This is a genomic window from Chromobacterium sp. IIBBL 290-4 (assembly GCF_024207115.1).
Taxonomy (GTDB): Bacteria; Pseudomonadota; Gammaproteobacteria; order Burkholderiales; family Chromobacteriaceae; genus Chromobacterium.
Map to the genome: position 1 here is coordinate 4097616 of NZ_CP100128.1, position 15096 is coordinate 4112711.

The window sequence follows — 15096 nt, forward strand, 5'->3', positions numbered from 1 at the left end:
GCATGCCATGCTGGCCTATCCCAATGCGGAACAAATCAGAAAACAACTCGATGGCGCGGGGTCCAGTTATCTCCCGCATGATGCGTCCCTGTTTAGCGAGGAAGAATGGGCGGAAATAGAAAAACTGGTGTTCCATCCGGAGCTCCCTTGGGAAAAAGTCACAGTCGGCGATGCCGACGAGCCCAATGACGTGCACGTCGGCCGCTTCATGACCGATGTGGAGAGGCCGCTCATCGTGAATCCTTGGGTCAGCCAAAAGCTGCTCGCCATCCTCGTCTCGCCCCAAGTCATGGCATTATTCGGTGAAATCCTGGGCGCTGAAACTTTATGCGTCCGCAGAGCCCAGGTGAATCGCATGGAGTCTGGCTCCTTCATCGGGTTTCATCTGGACCGCGACAGCAATCCTGATTACGAAATCTCCATTGTGCTTCAACTCGGAAAGCAATTCAGCGGCGGCGAATTTGTCGTGCATGAAAACGAAGCCGTTCTCCATTCCTATGCGCCATCCTACCGTTCCATTCTGATTAGCCGCTGCGATCTTCCGCATGAGGTGAAAACCGTCACCGCGGGCGACCGGATCTCTTTGGTATTTTTTTTAAGCCGCCACAGCGGTCTGAATCGACGACTATATCCCGAGGCCTGAAATCATCTCGCCATTCACGCACTGCATTTAGATAGGGAGCTTCCGCATGGCCAACATCATCGAAGAAATAAACCTGTCCAAACAAACTGCGCTGAATCCGGCGTTGGCGGACTTGATCTTGCAGGCTGGCGAGCATTCGGCATTCCAGCAATTGCGCAGTTTCGGCGAAAAGCTGAAGCGCCAAGCCCTGGATGAGCGCGAACTGAAAGTTTTCTTCGCCACGCTATGGGGATTTTTTGAGGCTTTCCCCACCGGCATTCTGGCATTGGCGCTGCGCGTCACCGACGACTGGTCCAGCCGCGATCCATGGGAAGCCACCGCCAAGGGCGCATACGTGTTGTTCGCCGATGTCGATGAGTTTGGCTTGCAAGAAGTAAACCGCAAGATCCATCGCAGCCATCATCAGATGTTCATGGACTTTACCGAACACCTGGGCGTCACCCGGGCCGACATGCAAAACCCCGCGTTGGCCATGCCTGAAGGCGCCGCGCTGGGCAAGCTGGTCGCCAGGCTATACCGCGAAGCGCCTCTGGCGCACGGCTTGGGCATGCACTTGGCGTCCGAGCTCATCGCATCGGTGGAATTCATGTACTTCCTGGCCGGCTTCGAAGCCCAAGCGGCGGCCTATGGCCTGAGCGAGCCCAACCATCCTGCGCTGACCTTCTTCCGCATTCATACCCTGGTGGAGCCGGAGCATCTTGCCAGGAATTGCGAATTGATCGAGCAGTATCTGGACCGTAAGCTGATCGACATTTCAGGCTTGCGCCAAGGGATAGATGAGTATTTCAATGGCTTCGAACAGGTATATCGCCAGTTCAACTCCCAATTGCTGCCATAGATAATGGCAGATGGGCGAATCAAGGCCGTCGCAGGCTGAGAGGCAAAGGGCCGGGGCGATTCTATTGGACATGGTCTTGCAGCGTTTTTTCTAATTGTCCCCGACAGCAATCTCCACATAGGGGCTGCTGCAAGTTTGGTCAATCATCAGGGGCGATCTGGAACGCCCCGCTCGCAAGGAGGATGGCATGGCGTTTTTCCTCTCGGTGGCCAGTATTATCGCAGCGCTGGCGGCCGGCGTCGTCAGCCCCGGCCCCAGCTTCATTCTGGTGGCGCAAACCTCGCTGTCCAGCAGCCGCAAAAACGGCATCGCCGCCGCCATCGGCATGGGCCTGGGCGCCCTCACCTTCGCCACGCTGGTGCTGATAGGGCTGCACGCGCTATTGATCAATCTGCCTGCCATCTACATCGTATTGAAATGCCTGGGAGGCGGGTATCTGCTTTATCTGGCGGTGCGTATCTGGCGCGGCGCCGCGGCGCCCTTGCGTTTAGACGCGCCCGGCGTGATTGGCGCCGGCCGGGCACGCCAATCCTTTTGGCTGGCGCTGGCCACCATGTTGAGCAATCCCAAGGCCATGGTGCAATACGGCGCGATTTTCGCCGCGCTGTTGCCCAAGGACCTGACCGGCGCTCAAGGCGCGGCCATCGCCCTGTCGATTTTCGCCCTGGAGGCCGGCTGGTACACGCTGGTCGCCCTGGTCCTGTCGTCGCCGCAGCCTAGGGCCGCCTATTTGCGCTACAAAACCGCCATGGACCGGACGGCGGCCTTCGTCATGCTGCTGCTGGGCATCAAGCTGCTTGCCGCGGCCCTTTGAGGCCTGTGGCGATGGGCGCGGCACAGGCATGGCCGCGCCCGAACGCATGATCAGTATGGCCTATCGCCCAATATCGTCGCCCTATGCATCACCCGCCTGGCCGGCCGGTAGTCGTCAACCGCGTAGTGGAGGGTGCAGCGGTTGTCCCAGAAGGCGACATCGCCCGGCTGCCAACGCCAGCGGATGGCAAACTCCGGCCGTGACTGATGGGCGAACAGGAATTGCAGCAAGGCCTGGCCCTCGCCGTCCGGCAACTCATTGATCGCCGTCGTGAAGCCCTCGCTGACGAACAAGGTCTTGCGGCCGCTTTCGGGGTGAATGCGCACTACAGGGTGGCTGACCGGCGGATGCTTGGCTCGCGTCTCCTCCAGCTTTTTCCTATCCTCAGGACTCGCCCCATAGCGCGACGCAGGAAAGGACTTGCTGAAATCATGCGTCGCCGACAAGCCGTTCAGCCGTTCTTTCAACGAGGAGGACAAGGCTTCGTAAGCGGCGATGCCGCTCGCCCACAGCGTGTCTCCTCCTACCTCGGGCAGTTGCCGGGCAGCCAGGATAGCCCCCATGGGCGGAGACTCGATAAAAGTGACATCGGTATGCCACAAGGCATTGTCTTTCAGGTCCACCCTATCGGTATCCAGCACCATGATCTCGCGCGCGTCGGCATGCGCCGGATAGATGGGGTGGATGTGCAAATCGCCGAAGCGCACCGCGAAATTCCGCTGCTGCAAAGGCGTGATGTCCTGCTCCCGGAAAAACAGCACCTGATGGCGCAGCAAGGCCTGGCGCAACGCGCTCAGCTGCGCATCGCTCAAGGATAGCGACAGATCGATCCCCTCTACCACCGCGCCCAAGGCCGGCGTCAATCGCGTCAACTGCAAACTCATATTCTTCCCCGTATCGTCATTATTTAGTCTTGATGTCCATGCCACGGCGTGGCCCAGCCTTGCAGAATGCGCAGCCCCAACTCCATGGCGAAGGCGATGGCGGCAATCGCCAAGATGCCCAGCAGCACCACATCGGTCACCAGGAACTGCGCGGCGGACTGCACCATGAAGCCCAGGCCGCGCGTGGCGGCTACCAGCTCAGCCGCCACCAAGGTGGACCAACCCGCGCCCAGGCCTATGCGTATGCCGGTCAGAATCTGCGGCAGCGCCTCCGGCAGGATCACCAGCCATAGCAGTTGCGCGCGGCTGGCGCCCAGGCTTTGCGCGGCGCGCAGACGATTGCGGCTGGTCTGGGCCACGCCTTGCCGCGTCGCGATCGCCACCGGCGCCAGCATGGCCAGGAAGATCAGCAGCACCTTGGATAGCTCGCCTATGCCGAACCAGATCACGATCAACGGCAGATAGGCTAGCGGCGGCACCGGCCGATAAGCTTCCAACAGCGGGTCAAGCAAGCCCCGTGCCAAGGCATTCCGCCCCATCAACAGGCCCAGCGGAACGCCCAGCGCCACCGCGCCCAGCAAAGCCAGCGCGATGCGCTGCAGGCTGGCCGCCAGATGCTGCCACAGCGTGGCATCCATAAAACCTTGATCCGCCACGATAAACAGTTTGCGAATCACCGCCTCCGGCCCCGGCAAAAATAAAGCTGGAATCCAGCCGCTGCGCGCCAGCGCCCACCATGCGGTCAACAAAAACAATACACTGACCGCGCTCAAGCCCCAGCCTGGTGCCAGAATGCGCCGCCCCCTCCTGGACTCCGCCCGTGACGCCATGGCCAACAACTCTTGCTCTGCGGCGGTCTCGATGCCATTCATGCCCAGGCCTCCTCATCTGATCGCCGCCCGGCCAGAATGGCCGCCAGCAGAGACTCTCTTTGCGCGATGAACTCGGGGCTGGATTTGATCGAGCGCGCGCTCTCTCCCGCCCGGTAGCGTTGGCTGAAGCCTGGCCTCAACCGTTCGACGATGCGTCCCGGCCCCGGCGACATCAGCACCAGCCGCGTCGCCAGAAACAAGGCTTCCTCGATATCGTGGGTAATCAGGAAAACGCTGCGTTCGGCCTCCGCCCACACGTGCAGCAGCAACTCTTGCATTTGCTCGCGCGTGAAGGCGTCCAGCGCGCCGAAAGGCTCATCCATCAACAAAACCCGCGCGCTCCCCGCCAACGCGCGGGCAATGCCCACCCGCTGCTTTTGTCCGCCGGACAGCTGCCAGGGATATTTCCCCCCGGCCCCGGCCAAGCCGACCTGGCGTAGGCGCTCATCCGCCAAAGCCAGCCGCCGCTGCCTGGCCACCCCTTGCAGACGCAAGCCGAACGCCACGTTGTTTCTGGCATCCAGCCACGGCAGCAAGGCATGCTGCTGAAACACCACGGCGCGCTCCGCGTCCGGCCCGCGGACTGGCGACGTCCCGAATCTCAGCTGGCCGCCGCTCGGCTCGATGAAGCCGGCGAACAAATTGAGCAGAGAGGTTTTGCCGCAACCGGACGGGCCGAGCGCCACCACCAACTCGCCCGCCTCGATATCCAGCGACACATCCGACAAGGCGGCCTGGTGCTCGCCGGGGTATTGCAGCGACACGCGCCGGGCAGACAGGGTAGTCATCGCTTACCTCGACGTTTTGACAAAGCGATTGGTCACATACGGGCCGTAATCGGCTTGCAGAGCCTCCACCTTGCCTTGCGACTTGAGAAAGGCCGCGGTTTTGCCAACAGCCAGGACAAAAGGCGACTGCAATAACGCGATCTGCTCGTCGCGGCCCAGGAAGCGATTGCCCTTCAGGCCGGCCACCACATCGGGCGCGGCGGCGCCGGTCAGCCGGCTGATCTTGGCGATATTGTCGGCCTTGGCGATGAAGGCCGGCGGGTTGGCCAGATAGCCGGCGATGGCGTCCAGCGAAACTTTGGCGAAGCGGGAAACGAACTCAGGATGCGCCGCGGCGAAATCCTTGCGCACCACCCAGATGTCGTAGGTAGGCGCGCCCCATTTGGCGACCTGGTCCGAACCCACCAGCACCTTGCCGCTGGGCTTGATCTTGCCCAGCGCCGGGTCCCACACATAGGCGGCGTCGATATCGCCGCGCTGCCAGGCCGCGGCGATTTCTCCGGCCCGCAGATTCAGCACTTTCACCTGATTCTGCGGGATGCCCCAGTGGTTCAATGCGGCCAACAGGCTGTAATGAGTAGTGGAGACAAAGGGCACCGCCACTTTTTTGCCCACCAGATCCTGCGGCTTGCTCACTCCGCTGCCATTGCGCGCCACCAGCGCCTCGGCGCTGCCGATCTCGTCCGCCACCAGGAAGGTCTCAATGGGCAGGCCCCGGCTGGCGGCCGCCGCGAGCGGGCTGGAGCCGATATTGCCGATGGCGACGTCGCCGGAGGCGATGGCGGCGATCAGGTCGGCGCCGCTATCGAACTTGCGCCACTGAATGGCTCGGCCGGTGGCTTTCTCGTAGGCGCCGTCGGCTTGCGGCACCTTGGTCGGATCGATGCCGGTCTGATAGCCCACGGTGACGGCGTCCGCCGCGCAAGCCCAGCCTGCGGCCAAAGAAAAGGAAACGGAAAGCAAAAGCCGGGTGAAAATACGCGAACGGGCCATGGTGGGTCTCCTTGTCGAAACCGGTTGCAGATGCGAACCAATCTAACAAGCGACCTTCCATCCGCTAAGCAATCATTTCAGGTTTGTTTATTCATTTAACAGCAATGCCGGGAGCGGCATCGCCTTTCCTCATACCGCTGCCTGGGCTCGGAAAGCGGCGCGCACGTCGGCAAGACTGGATCGCAATTGATGCCTGCCCTTTCGCCGCCTTGTTCGCACCGGCCTTTGCGCGATGAAAAAAGCGCAGCCGCCACGGCAAAAAGAAACAGGGCCTTGCGGCCCTGTCGCGGCTTCCCCAAGCCTTGCCTTCGTATGGCTCAAACCTGATACTGCGCCACCGTCTGCTGAATATAGCTAGCCTGCTCGCGCAACTCGCGGGCTGAGCCGGCGGAATTGGAAGAGGCGCGGGAATTGGCCTCCGCCATTTGGGCTATCTGCTCCACTTTCTGGGCAATGGTGTTACTGGCGCTGCCTTGCTCGACAATGCTGTTGGATATCTCGCCGATCAGCAGCATGCTGTGCTCGGAATTGGTCTTGATCTGCTGGATGGCGTCGCTGGCGCCGCGCGCTTTTTCCGCCTCGCTATTCACCCTCTCCACCACTTGCTGCATGCCGGACACCGCCGCCTGCGTACCCTGCTGCATTTTGTCGATCACGCCGGAGATCTCGGTAGTGGAGCTGGCGGTGCGTTCGGCCAGCTTTCTCACCTCATCGGCCACCACGGCGAAGCCGCGCCCCATTTCACCCGCCCGCGCCGCCTCGATGGCGGCATTGAGCGCCAAGAGATTGGTTTGATCCGCGATATCCTTGATCACGCCCAGCACGGTCGCGATGGTCGCGCTGTCGTCGCGCAGCCGGCCGATGCGCTGGGCCGCGTCGCCGACCGACTCGGCGACCGCGCTGATGCCGTCCACCGTGCCCATCACCACCCGGCTGCCGGTATCAGCTATTTCGCCGGCTTCGCGAGCCTGTTGATTCGCCTCCTGCGCGCGATCCGCCACATGGTTGATGCTGACGGTAACCTGCTCCACCGCGGCCGCCATCGCGGAAGCCGACTCGCTCTGCTGCACCGAGCTGCCGGCGATATTGCTGGATGTTTCCGCCATGCTGACGATGGAGCCCTCCATCGCGCCTATGCTGTGGCGGATTTCCTGAAGGCTCTGCTGCAAGCGGCCCATCAGCTCGTTGAAAGCCGAAGACGCTTGCCCGATCTCGTCCATCCGCGCAACCGGCGCGCGCAGCCGGAAGTCCAGGCGCGAGCGCACATTCTGCATGGTTTCCAGCAAATTGCTCAGGCTGTTGCGGATATTGACATACAGTTGCGTGCTCAAGCCTCCGCAAACCAGCAAAGCGGCAGCCAGCACCGCAATGGATAGGGTGAAGGCCGTCTGATAAGCGTCGTCATTGTCTTTGTTCAACTGATCGGCCAACTTGTAGTTGTACTCGATATGATCCAGCAACAGTTGATTCAAGGTCCTGGCCTCATCCGCCATATCGCCCAGCATCAGCTTGTCCGCGCCCGCAACGTCATTGGCCTGCATTAATTGCAGATATTTATCGCGCTGCTGGCGATAGGTTTTCATCGCGTCACGGTCTGCCTGCAACATTTTGCGGTCAGTATTGTCCGAAATCAGATCTTTTTCGTACTTGTCTATCGTCGCATCGAAACGCTTGTCCAGCTCCGACATCCGCGCCTGCTGCTGCGCCTTGGCGGCCGGATCGCTCAGCGCCACGCTGCGCGCCAGAGTCAGCCTTATGCCGGCCAACGCCTCCTTGCCCTCATCGAGAGCATGGATGCTGGGAAAGGTGTTAATTTTGAGATATTCAAACCGCTCGTTTGCTTTCTTTTGCTGCCACAGGCCCTGCACGCCGACTACCAGCATGGCGATCAGGGCCAAGGAAATCGTCAGCAGCAGTCTTTTGGTGATCGTCATCGTCCATTCCTCCCAAGCCATCCATAGCCATGTGATGACTAATGGAAATTACTTAGGGTAGTTATAGACAGGAATGGCAGAGTAACAACTAATTCATGAGCATGTTTGCGCCTCATCGGCATAGACATCGGCTTGCGCCGGCCGGAAGACTTCCTTTCCATCGAACAAATCGGTAAGATTGCGCCTCTGCCCGCCCTGACGCGGGCGTTTTTGATTACTGGGTTCCCTCACCCCATTCAGCAAAAAGGCTACAAACCATGTTTTCCTTTTCCAGCCAGCAGCGCCTGTCCGCGCTGATCCGGCTTTCCGTGTTTCACATCGCCATCATCGCCTCCAGCAACTATCTGGTGCAGCTGCCTATCACCGTTTTCGGCTTTCACACCACTTGGGGCGCGTTCACCTTTCCGTTCATTTTCCTGGCCACCGATCTGACCGTGCGTCTGTTCGGCGCGCCGCTGGCGCGGCGCATCATCCTGGCCGCCATGGTGCCGGCGCTGGCGATTTCCTATCTGGTGTCGACGCTGTTCTATCAGGGAACATGGCAAGGCGCTCAGGCGCTGGAGCATTTCAATTTATTCGTCGCCCGCATCGCCATCGCCAGCTTCGCCGCCTACGCGCTGGGCCAGATTCTGGATGTGCAGGTGTTCAACCGCCTGCGCCGGCTGAAAGCCTGGTGGGCCGCACCGGCGGCGGCAATGTTCTTCGGCAATATCAGCGACACGCTGTCCTTCTTTTTCATCGCCTTCTACAAGAGCAGCGACGCCTTCATGGCGGCCAACTGGGTGGAAATCGCCCTGGTGGACTACAGCTTCAAGGTGCTGATCTGCATGCTGTTCTTCCTGCCCATGTATGGCGTGGTGTTGAAAATGATAGTCAAGCGCCTGCTGCAAGCCGGCGTCGCCCAGCAGCTTCAGCCCGCTTGATGCCTCATGACGGAAAACGGCCAGTTCCTATCGGAACTGGCCGTTTTTCATTGCCTACCGCCTACGCTCAGGGCCGCATCGCCTCCCACACCTTGGCGCTGTCGACAATCTGCACAAACTTGACGATCTTGCCGGCCTTCAAGGTGTAGACATGGGCGAACGAAGCGGTGAAGGCCTTGCCGGTGGCGAGATACTTGCCATGGTAAAAGCCCTGGGCGATCACGTTGTCGCCCGCGTCGTAATAGCTGTCCACCGCGGCGCGATACCCTTCCCATTCGCTGCCCAGCCGCTTGAACACGTTTTCAACGATGGCTTGCGGGCCGACAAAGGTGCCCGCGTAAGGGAAGCCTGCGGCCTCGGTCCACTCCGCGTCCGGCGCCAAGGCGGCCAGCAGATTGCGGCCGTTGTCCTCGGAACTGCCTTCGTATGTGGCGCGCACGATTTCCAGATTGCTTGAAGCCATCACTTGCTCCTTTATTGAGAATTACTCTCAAATATAGCCTGGACACGGAAAAATCAAGCCTTACCCGCATTCCAACCATGCGCCGCCAGGCCAGGCCGCCATCCCAACGCGCCCTCAGACCTCCCAGTACTCTTTCACCCGGCCCTGCGAGCCCGGATTCAGTTGCTCGCGCAGGCTGCGCAATTTCTCCGGCTCGCCGCGCACGCGGAAGCGGCTGCCTTCATCCTCGGCATGCTCTTCCAGCACTTGGCAGTGGTTGTAGATCTCGCCGCGCAACTGCTGCGCCGACCACGGCAACAACAGCTCGTCCTCAATCAGATCTTGCTGGAAGAAGGAAACGATGGTGGCGCGCAGGCCGGCGACATCTTCCGGACGAAGCGCGCTCATCACCACGCAGCCGGGGTAGCGCTGCTGCAATTCCGCCGTCCAGGCGGCCTGCGCGGCTTCGTCGCCGACATGGTCGATCTTGTTGAACACGCGGATGCGCGGCACTTCATCCGCGCCGATTTCCTTCAACACCTCGTCGGTCACTTCCAACTGGCGCAGGAAGCCCGGATCGCTGGCGTCTATCGCATGCAGCAGCAGCGAGGCGTCCAGCGCCTCTTCCAGCGTGGACTTGAACGAAGCCACCAGGCCGTGGGGCAGGTTCTTGATGAAGCCGACGGTGTCGCTGACCAAGACCCGCGGCACGCTTTCCGGATGCAGCACCCGCACCGTGGTGTCCAGCGTGGCGAACAGCTTGTTGGCCACCAGCACCTCGCTGCCGGTCAGCGCCCGCATCAGCGTGGATTTGCCGGCATTGGTATAGCCCACCAGCGACACCCCGCCCAACCCCAGGCCCTGCCGCTCCAGGCGGCGCGCGCGCTGCGTCTTGCGCTCCAGCTCCATGGCGACGATTTCGCGCTGCAGCTCGGCGATGCGGTCGCGCACCTTGCGGCGGTCCAGCTCGGTATGCGATTCGCCGGCGCCGCGGCCGCCCATGCCGCTGCGTTGCCGGCCTTGCGGACCGGCCAGCTTGGCCGCCTCGCGCAGGCGCGGCGCCATATAGCCGAGGCGGGCGATTTCCACCTGGGCGCGCGCCGCGCGCGAACGGGCGTTGCGATGGAAAATCTCCAGGATGACCATGGTGCGGTCCATCACCTCGCAGCCGACCGCCAATTCCAGGTTGCGCATCTGTGACGGCGAGATCTCATGGTCTACCAGCACCGCGTCGATTTCGACCGCGCTGGCGTCCAGTTCCTGCGGCTCGTCTTCCAACTCGTCGGCGCGGATGCCGCGCTGGACGTACATCTTGATTTCTTCTAGCTTGCCCACGCCCATATAGGCGGTGCGGTCGAAGCTATTGCGCTTTTGCGCAAAGGTCTGCACCACCTGGAAGCCCAAGGTCTTGGCCAGCTCGCGCAGCTCGGTGATCGAGGCCTCGAATTCGACATCGCTGACTTCCGGCAACTGCACCGAGGCCACAATGGCGTAGCGGGGCTTCTCTTTGACTTCTGTTTGCATCTGGAAAAGGCTTTACTTTGTTAGGTATCAGAGGGCAGATAGTACTCGCAAACGGCGCGCTCCGCTGCAGAACCGGCGCCCTTGCCTTGACCGCGCGGCTTGCGCAGCGGATACTCGTGCCGCTTCAGGCCTATCCGCCTCACTCTAATCACTCATCGCCGTTATTCATGCCATTCATTTCCCTGGGCCTGTCGCCCGATCTGGCCCAGTCCGCCCTTGAACAAGGCTACACCCAAGCCACCCCCATCCAGTCCGCCGCCATTCCCGCGATTTTGCAGGGAAACGATGTCCTGGCCACCGCGCAAACCGGCTCCGGCAAAACCGCGTCGTTCTGCCTGCCCTTGCTGCAGCAATGGCTGGAAAGCCCGCGCGCCATGCTGCGCCAGCCGCGCGCCTTGATCTTGCTGCCGACGCGCGAGTTGGCGGTCCAGGTGGGCGGCATCTTGCAGGACTTGGCGCAAAGCCTGCCGCGCAAACTGAAAGTGGCCGTGGTTTACGGCGGCGTATCGATCAATCCGCAAATGATGGCCTTGCGCGGCGGGGCCGACATCATAGTGGCCACCCCAGGGCGCTTGCTGGACTTGGAAGACCGCAACGCCTTGCGCCTGTCATCGATCAAGACCCTGGTGCTGGACGAGGCCGACCGGCTGCTGGACCAAGGCTTCGCCGATGAGTTGAGCAGCGTATTGGAACGGCTGCCGCCAGCGCGGCAAAACCTGCTGTTTTCCGCCACCTTTCCGGCGGAGGTGGGCGCGCTGGCGAACAAGGTGCTGAATCAGCCGCAACGCATCGCCATCGAGCAAAGCGCAGCCACCGCGCCCGACATCCGCCAACGCGCCATCGAGGTGGATGCCGGCCGGCGCACCATGCTGTTGCGCCACCTGCTGGCGACCCACGATTGGGATCGCGTCCTGGTTTTCGTCGCCAGCCGCCAAGCCGCCGACCGGGTGGCCGACAAACTGCAGCGCAACGGCGTGTCTGCCGCCGCGCTGCATGGCGACTGCAGCCAGAGCCAGCGCGGCCAAGCGCTGGCGGATCTGAAAACCGGCCGCTTGCGCGTGCTGGTGGCTACCGATGTGGCGGCTCGCGGCATCGACATCGCCCGGCTGCCGCTGGTGGTGAACTACGATCTGCCGCGCTCTCCGGCGGATTACACTCACCGCATCGGCCGCACCGGCCGCGCCGGCGCCAGCGGCGAGGCCATCAGCTTTGTCAGCGCCGATTGCGCCGCCCATTTCAAACTGATCGAAAAACGCCAGCAGCTGCGCGCGCCGCGCGAGCGCATCGCCGGTTTCGAACCGCTGGAAACCGCCGCTCCCGCCGTTTCGCTGGCCGACCCGGACGGCAACGGCGGCATCAAGGGCAAACGCAAGAGCAAGAAAGACAAGCTGCGCGAAGCCGCCGCCCTGCAACAACAGGCAGGCTAGGCCAAACCGCCGCGCAGGCCCAGCGCCAGCATCAGCCACGCGCCATGGGGCAGCCATTGCTCGCTCCAGCGCCAGGATTGGCTGATGTCGGTCTGCTCCGGCCGCAAGAAGGCGATCCCCGCATCCTGCCCCGGCGCGGCCGTGACGCCGTTGCACACGCCGCCGTTGGCGTTGTAATAGCCGGGCTCGTATTGCGGGTTATTGCGGCCGCGGCCTTGCAGCATGCAGATGTCGAAAGGGTTGCGCCCCAATATCCAGTCCACCGCCGCCTGGGCGTAATCGCTCAAAATCTCCGCCTGCTGCGGCCATCTGGCCGCGCCGGCCCACGCCGCGGCGGCCAGGGAGCCCAGCCTGGCGTTTTCCCCTTGCCACCAATAGCCGCTGGCGTTGCGCTGCGCCATGAAGAAGCGCAATTGGGGCTCATCATCCGGCCGCGCCAGCCACTGCCTTGGATAGGCGAAGGGATTGCCCGGCTGCGCGGTGCGCCGCACTTCGCTCAACAAGCCGCGCAAGCAGGATTGGCCGGCCTGTTCGGCGTAAGGGCTGTTGCCGCGGACTTCCAGATAGCGGATCAGCGCGATGTAAGGCAGGCCGGCATCGGAGGCGTGGCAGAAGCTGTGCCGGCGCTCGGCGTCCAGCCAAAACCAGCCGTCTCTATGCTGCCGCTCCAGCACGCAGGCCGCCCTTTCATCGGCGGCGTCGGCATATTGGCGTTCGCCGCTGGCGGCATAGAGTTCGCAAGCGGCCAGCAAGGCGCAGTAATCGTCGATCAGATTTTCCTGCCCGTCGGGCAGGTAGTCCGCCCCGCGTTCCTGCAAATGGGCAAATCCGCGGCGGGCGCCGCTCAGATAGTCGGCGCGCGAAAACGCTCCGTCCCGCAGCAAGGACGAGGCGGCCGCCAACGCGGCGATGGCCATGCCGCCGCCTTGCCGCCAGCCGGCCTGATACTGTTCGGAACGGTGGCCTTGCTGGGTGGCATAGCTGCACAGGCTGCGGCGGTTCTCGTCCTTGCTCCAGCCGTCGAACAGCGTTTGGTAGAAGAAGCCGCTCTCATGCTGCATGCGCAGCAGAAAATCCGCGCCATGCAAGGCCTCGTCCTGCAGCCTTTCGTCGAACCATTTCGGCTGCCTGGGCAAGGCTTGACGGGTGCGCGCCAGATTCCACACCAAGAGCGGCGTCTGCTGCGGATTCAAGTGATTGGCGTAGCTGAGGTGGGTCAGATACTTGGAGCAGTCGCCGGAAGCGTCGAACCAGCCGCCATGGGCGTCGCGCCGCTCCTCGCCGCCCTCCACCGGCGCCCGCCGGTCCGCCTGATCGTAGACGCCAGTGCAACGCTGGGATTTGAAATAATTGAGCAGATCGGACAGCAGCGGCTCGGCGAACAACCGGTGGCCCACCTCGAAAGGCGCCGACACCAAGGGCGGCGCGGAGCCATCCAGCCACAGCTGATAATGGCCGGGGCGGCTAAGCGCGCTCAGGTCGATGCGCCAATAGGCGGCCTCGCCCCACTCCGGCACCGCGCCCAAGGCTTGAACAGGCAGTTTCAGCACAATGCTGCGGTCCGCATCCAATACCGAAACGCCGGCCGGATGCGCGCCGGCCTCGCCCTGCAGCAGCGCGATCTTGCGTCCCGCGCTGTCGAATCCCAGATGATTGAACAAGAATCGCCAAGCCATGCCGCCCCCTTATCCGTGTGGATTGAACCGCGAGCCCCAAACTTAAGCCCGCTTCAGCAACACCTCGTACTGCGGATTGAACTCATCGAAAATCGGCAACGCCGCCGCCCCCAAGGCCACCACATCGCGTCCCGCGCTGCCCAGCCGCAGCCGCGAGGCCTGGCTGCTGCGCGTGGAAGACGCCAGCGGGTGCAGGCTGTCGACCAGCGCCTGCTGCCAGGCCGGCGGCAGCAAACCGCCTATCACCACCGCCTCGATATCCAGCAGGCACTCCAGGATATTGATCGCCTGGCGCAGCCTGGGCGCCGCCTGCCGCAGCCATGCGTCCCCCGCCAGAGGCGGCTGCGCCAGCAAGGCGCGCAGCGCTTCGTTATCGTCAGGCAAACGCATGCATTCGCCCAAGGCCCGCAACGATACATAGCGCTCCAGGCAGCCCCGGTTGCCGCACTCGCAATGCAGGCCGTCCGGCTCCACTATCATGTGGCCGATTTCGCCGGCGTTATGCCGCCCGCCCGCATACAGGCTGCCATCCAGAAACAGCCCGGCGCCCAGACCGGTGCCGACAAACAAATAGACATAGTTCTGCAGCGTGCTGGCGCTGCCGTACAGCCGCTCGCCTATCGCCGCCGCGGTCGCGTCCTTTTCCAGGCGGACCGGCATCCCCAACGCTGCCGACAGCTGCGTCGCATCCATCGCCTCCCAGCCCGGCAAGGTAGTCGGTCCGACCGAAGTCATGCCCTGCACGCCGAACGGCCCCGGCATCACCAACCCCATGCCCAGCAAACGCTCCCAGGCCGAAGCGCTTTGCGCTTTCAGATCGGATAGCGCCTTTTTGATCACAGGCAATGCTTGTTTGGGCGATGGCCGGTCCACAGGCGTTTCCACGCGCGCGCGCAGCACGCCGGCCATATCCACCATCACCGCGATCAAATGGCGGTGATCCAGCTGCACGCCGATGGAGTAGGCTCCATCCGGATTCAGGCTCAAGGGGATGGCGGGCTGTCCGCGCGCGCCGTCGCGCACCGGCGCGCCTGCCAGCAAAATGCCGGCTTCCAATAATTCCGCCGTGATGTTGGACACGGTTTGCGGCGTCAGCGCCGTCAAGCGCGCCAACTCTGCGCGGGTCAGTCTTTGATTGCGGCGTATCGTTTCCAGCACGGCGCGGCGGTTGTGCGAGCGCGCGTGCTCCAGATTCGTCCCCGAAACGGTCAGCGCTTCAGGCTTGTCTGCATGCAGTTTCATGAGGTGGGAGTATCGCAAGGCCATTCATCGGCGGCAAGCCGTCGTCATGTCAAACTATTAAATAAATCAACTTGACGAAATAAATAGCCAGTGCTT

Annotated in this window: 14 protein-coding genes; 5 read left to right on the forward strand and 9 right to left on the reverse strand. The window is 62.5% G+C overall.

Annotated features, from left to right (window positions below; translation table 11 throughout):
- The first annotated feature begins 7 nt into the window (after positions 1-7).
- From NKT35_RS19255 to NKT35_RS19265, 3 genes are all read left to right on the forward strand, one after another.
- Positions 8-643: a 2OG-Fe(II) oxygenase gene (locus NKT35_RS19255; RefSeq protein WP_254296071.1), complete on the forward strand. Its 636-nt coding sequence runs from the start codon at positions 8-10 to the stop codon at positions 641-643.
- Between the two features lie 46 nt (positions 644-689).
- Positions 690-1481, forward strand: coding sequence for an iron-containing redox enzyme family protein (locus NKT35_RS19260; RefSeq protein WP_254296073.1), 792 nt, complete (start codon positions 690-692; stop codon positions 1479-1481).
- 187 nt (positions 1482-1668) lie between these two features.
- Positions 1669-2295, forward strand: a complete 627-nt coding sequence (locus tag NKT35_RS19265) for a LysE family translocator (RefSeq protein ID WP_254296075.1) — start codon at positions 1669-1671, stop codon at positions 2293-2295.
- A 50-nt stretch (positions 2296-2345) separates the two neighbouring features.
- On the opposite strand, the gene tauD is transcribed toward NKT35_RS19265, so the two are convergent.
- The 5 genes from tauD to NKT35_RS19290 all read right to left on the reverse strand — a co-directional run bounded on the left by tauD (position 2346) and on the right by NKT35_RS19290 (position 7766).
- The gene (tauD, locus tag NKT35_RS19270) at positions 2346-3179 is read right to left on the reverse strand and encodes a taurine dioxygenase (protein ID WP_254296083.1); all 834 of its coding nucleotides are present in this window, start codon (positions 3177-3179) and stop codon (positions 2346-2348) included.
- A 23-nt stretch (positions 3180-3202) separates the two neighbouring features.
- On the reverse strand, positions 3203-4051 hold the full coding sequence (gene tauC / locus NKT35_RS19275) for a taurine ABC transporter permease TauC (RefSeq protein ID WP_254296090.1): 849 nt from the start codon (positions 4049-4051) through the stop codon (positions 3203-3205).
- Positions 4048-4839 carry a taurine ABC transporter ATP-binding subunit gene (tauB, locus tag NKT35_RS19280; protein ID WP_254296092.1) on the reverse strand — a complete coding sequence of 264 codons (792 nt, stop codon included), beginning with the start codon at positions 4837-4839 and terminating at the stop codon, positions 4048-4050. Before tauB ends, tauC begins: the two co-directional genes overlap by 4 nt.
- A gap of 3 nt (positions 4840-4842) precedes the next feature.
- On the reverse strand, positions 4843-5832 hold the full coding sequence (gene tauA, locus NKT35_RS19285; RefSeq protein ID WP_254296099.1) for a taurine ABC transporter substrate-binding protein: 990 nt from the start codon (positions 5830-5832) through the stop codon (positions 4843-4845).
- A gap of 317 nt (positions 5833-6149) precedes the next feature.
- Entirely contained in the window at positions 6150-7766 is a 1617-nt protein-coding gene (locus NKT35_RS19290) for a methyl-accepting chemotaxis protein (protein ID WP_254296101.1), read from the reverse strand.
- Positions 7767-8023: 257 nt separating this feature from the next.
- On the opposite strand from NKT35_RS19290, the gene NKT35_RS19295 reads away from it, so the two are divergent.
- Positions 8024-8689 (forward strand): 7-cyano-7-deazaguanine/7-aminomethyl-7-deazaguanine transporter, encoded by a 666-nt coding sequence (locus NKT35_RS19295; protein WP_254296103.1) that lies wholly within the window; start codon positions 8024-8026, stop codon positions 8687-8689.
- A gap of 67 nt (positions 8690-8756) precedes the next feature.
- Here NKT35_RS19295 and NKT35_RS19300 read toward each other — a convergent pair whose 3' ends face one another.
- Both NKT35_RS19300 and hflX read right to left on the reverse strand, forming a co-directional pair.
- The gene (locus tag NKT35_RS19300; RefSeq protein ID WP_254296105.1) at positions 8757-9152 is read right to left on the reverse strand and encodes a nuclear transport factor 2 family protein; all 396 of its coding nucleotides are present in this window, start codon (positions 9150-9152) and stop codon (positions 8757-8759) included.
- A 114-nt stretch (positions 9153-9266) separates the two neighbouring features.
- A complete protein-coding gene (hflX, locus tag NKT35_RS19305) occupies positions 9267-10655 on the reverse strand; it encodes a GTPase HflX (RefSeq protein ID WP_254296119.1) in 1389 nt (462 codons plus the stop codon).
- A 167-nt stretch (positions 10656-10822) separates the two neighbouring features.
- On the opposite strand from hflX, the gene NKT35_RS19310 reads away from it, so the two are divergent.
- Positions 10823-12082: a DEAD/DEAH box helicase gene (locus NKT35_RS19310; RefSeq protein ID WP_254296121.1), complete on the forward strand. Its 1260-nt coding sequence runs from the start codon at positions 10823-10825 to the stop codon at positions 12080-12082.
- On the opposite strand, the gene NKT35_RS19315 is transcribed toward NKT35_RS19310, so the two are convergent.
- Both NKT35_RS19315 and NKT35_RS19320 read right to left on the reverse strand, forming a co-directional pair.
- Positions 12079-13758, reverse strand: coding sequence for a glycoside hydrolase family 9 protein (locus NKT35_RS19315; RefSeq protein WP_254296123.1), 1680 nt, complete (start codon positions 13756-13758; stop codon positions 12079-12081). The genes NKT35_RS19310 and NKT35_RS19315 overlap by 4 nt on opposite strands.
- Positions 13759-13800: 42 nt before the next feature.
- A complete protein-coding gene (locus tag NKT35_RS19320; RefSeq protein WP_254296125.1) occupies positions 13801-15000 on the reverse strand; it encodes an ROK family transcriptional regulator in 1200 nt (399 codons plus the stop codon).
- Between the last annotated feature and the right edge of the window lie 96 nt (positions 15001-15096).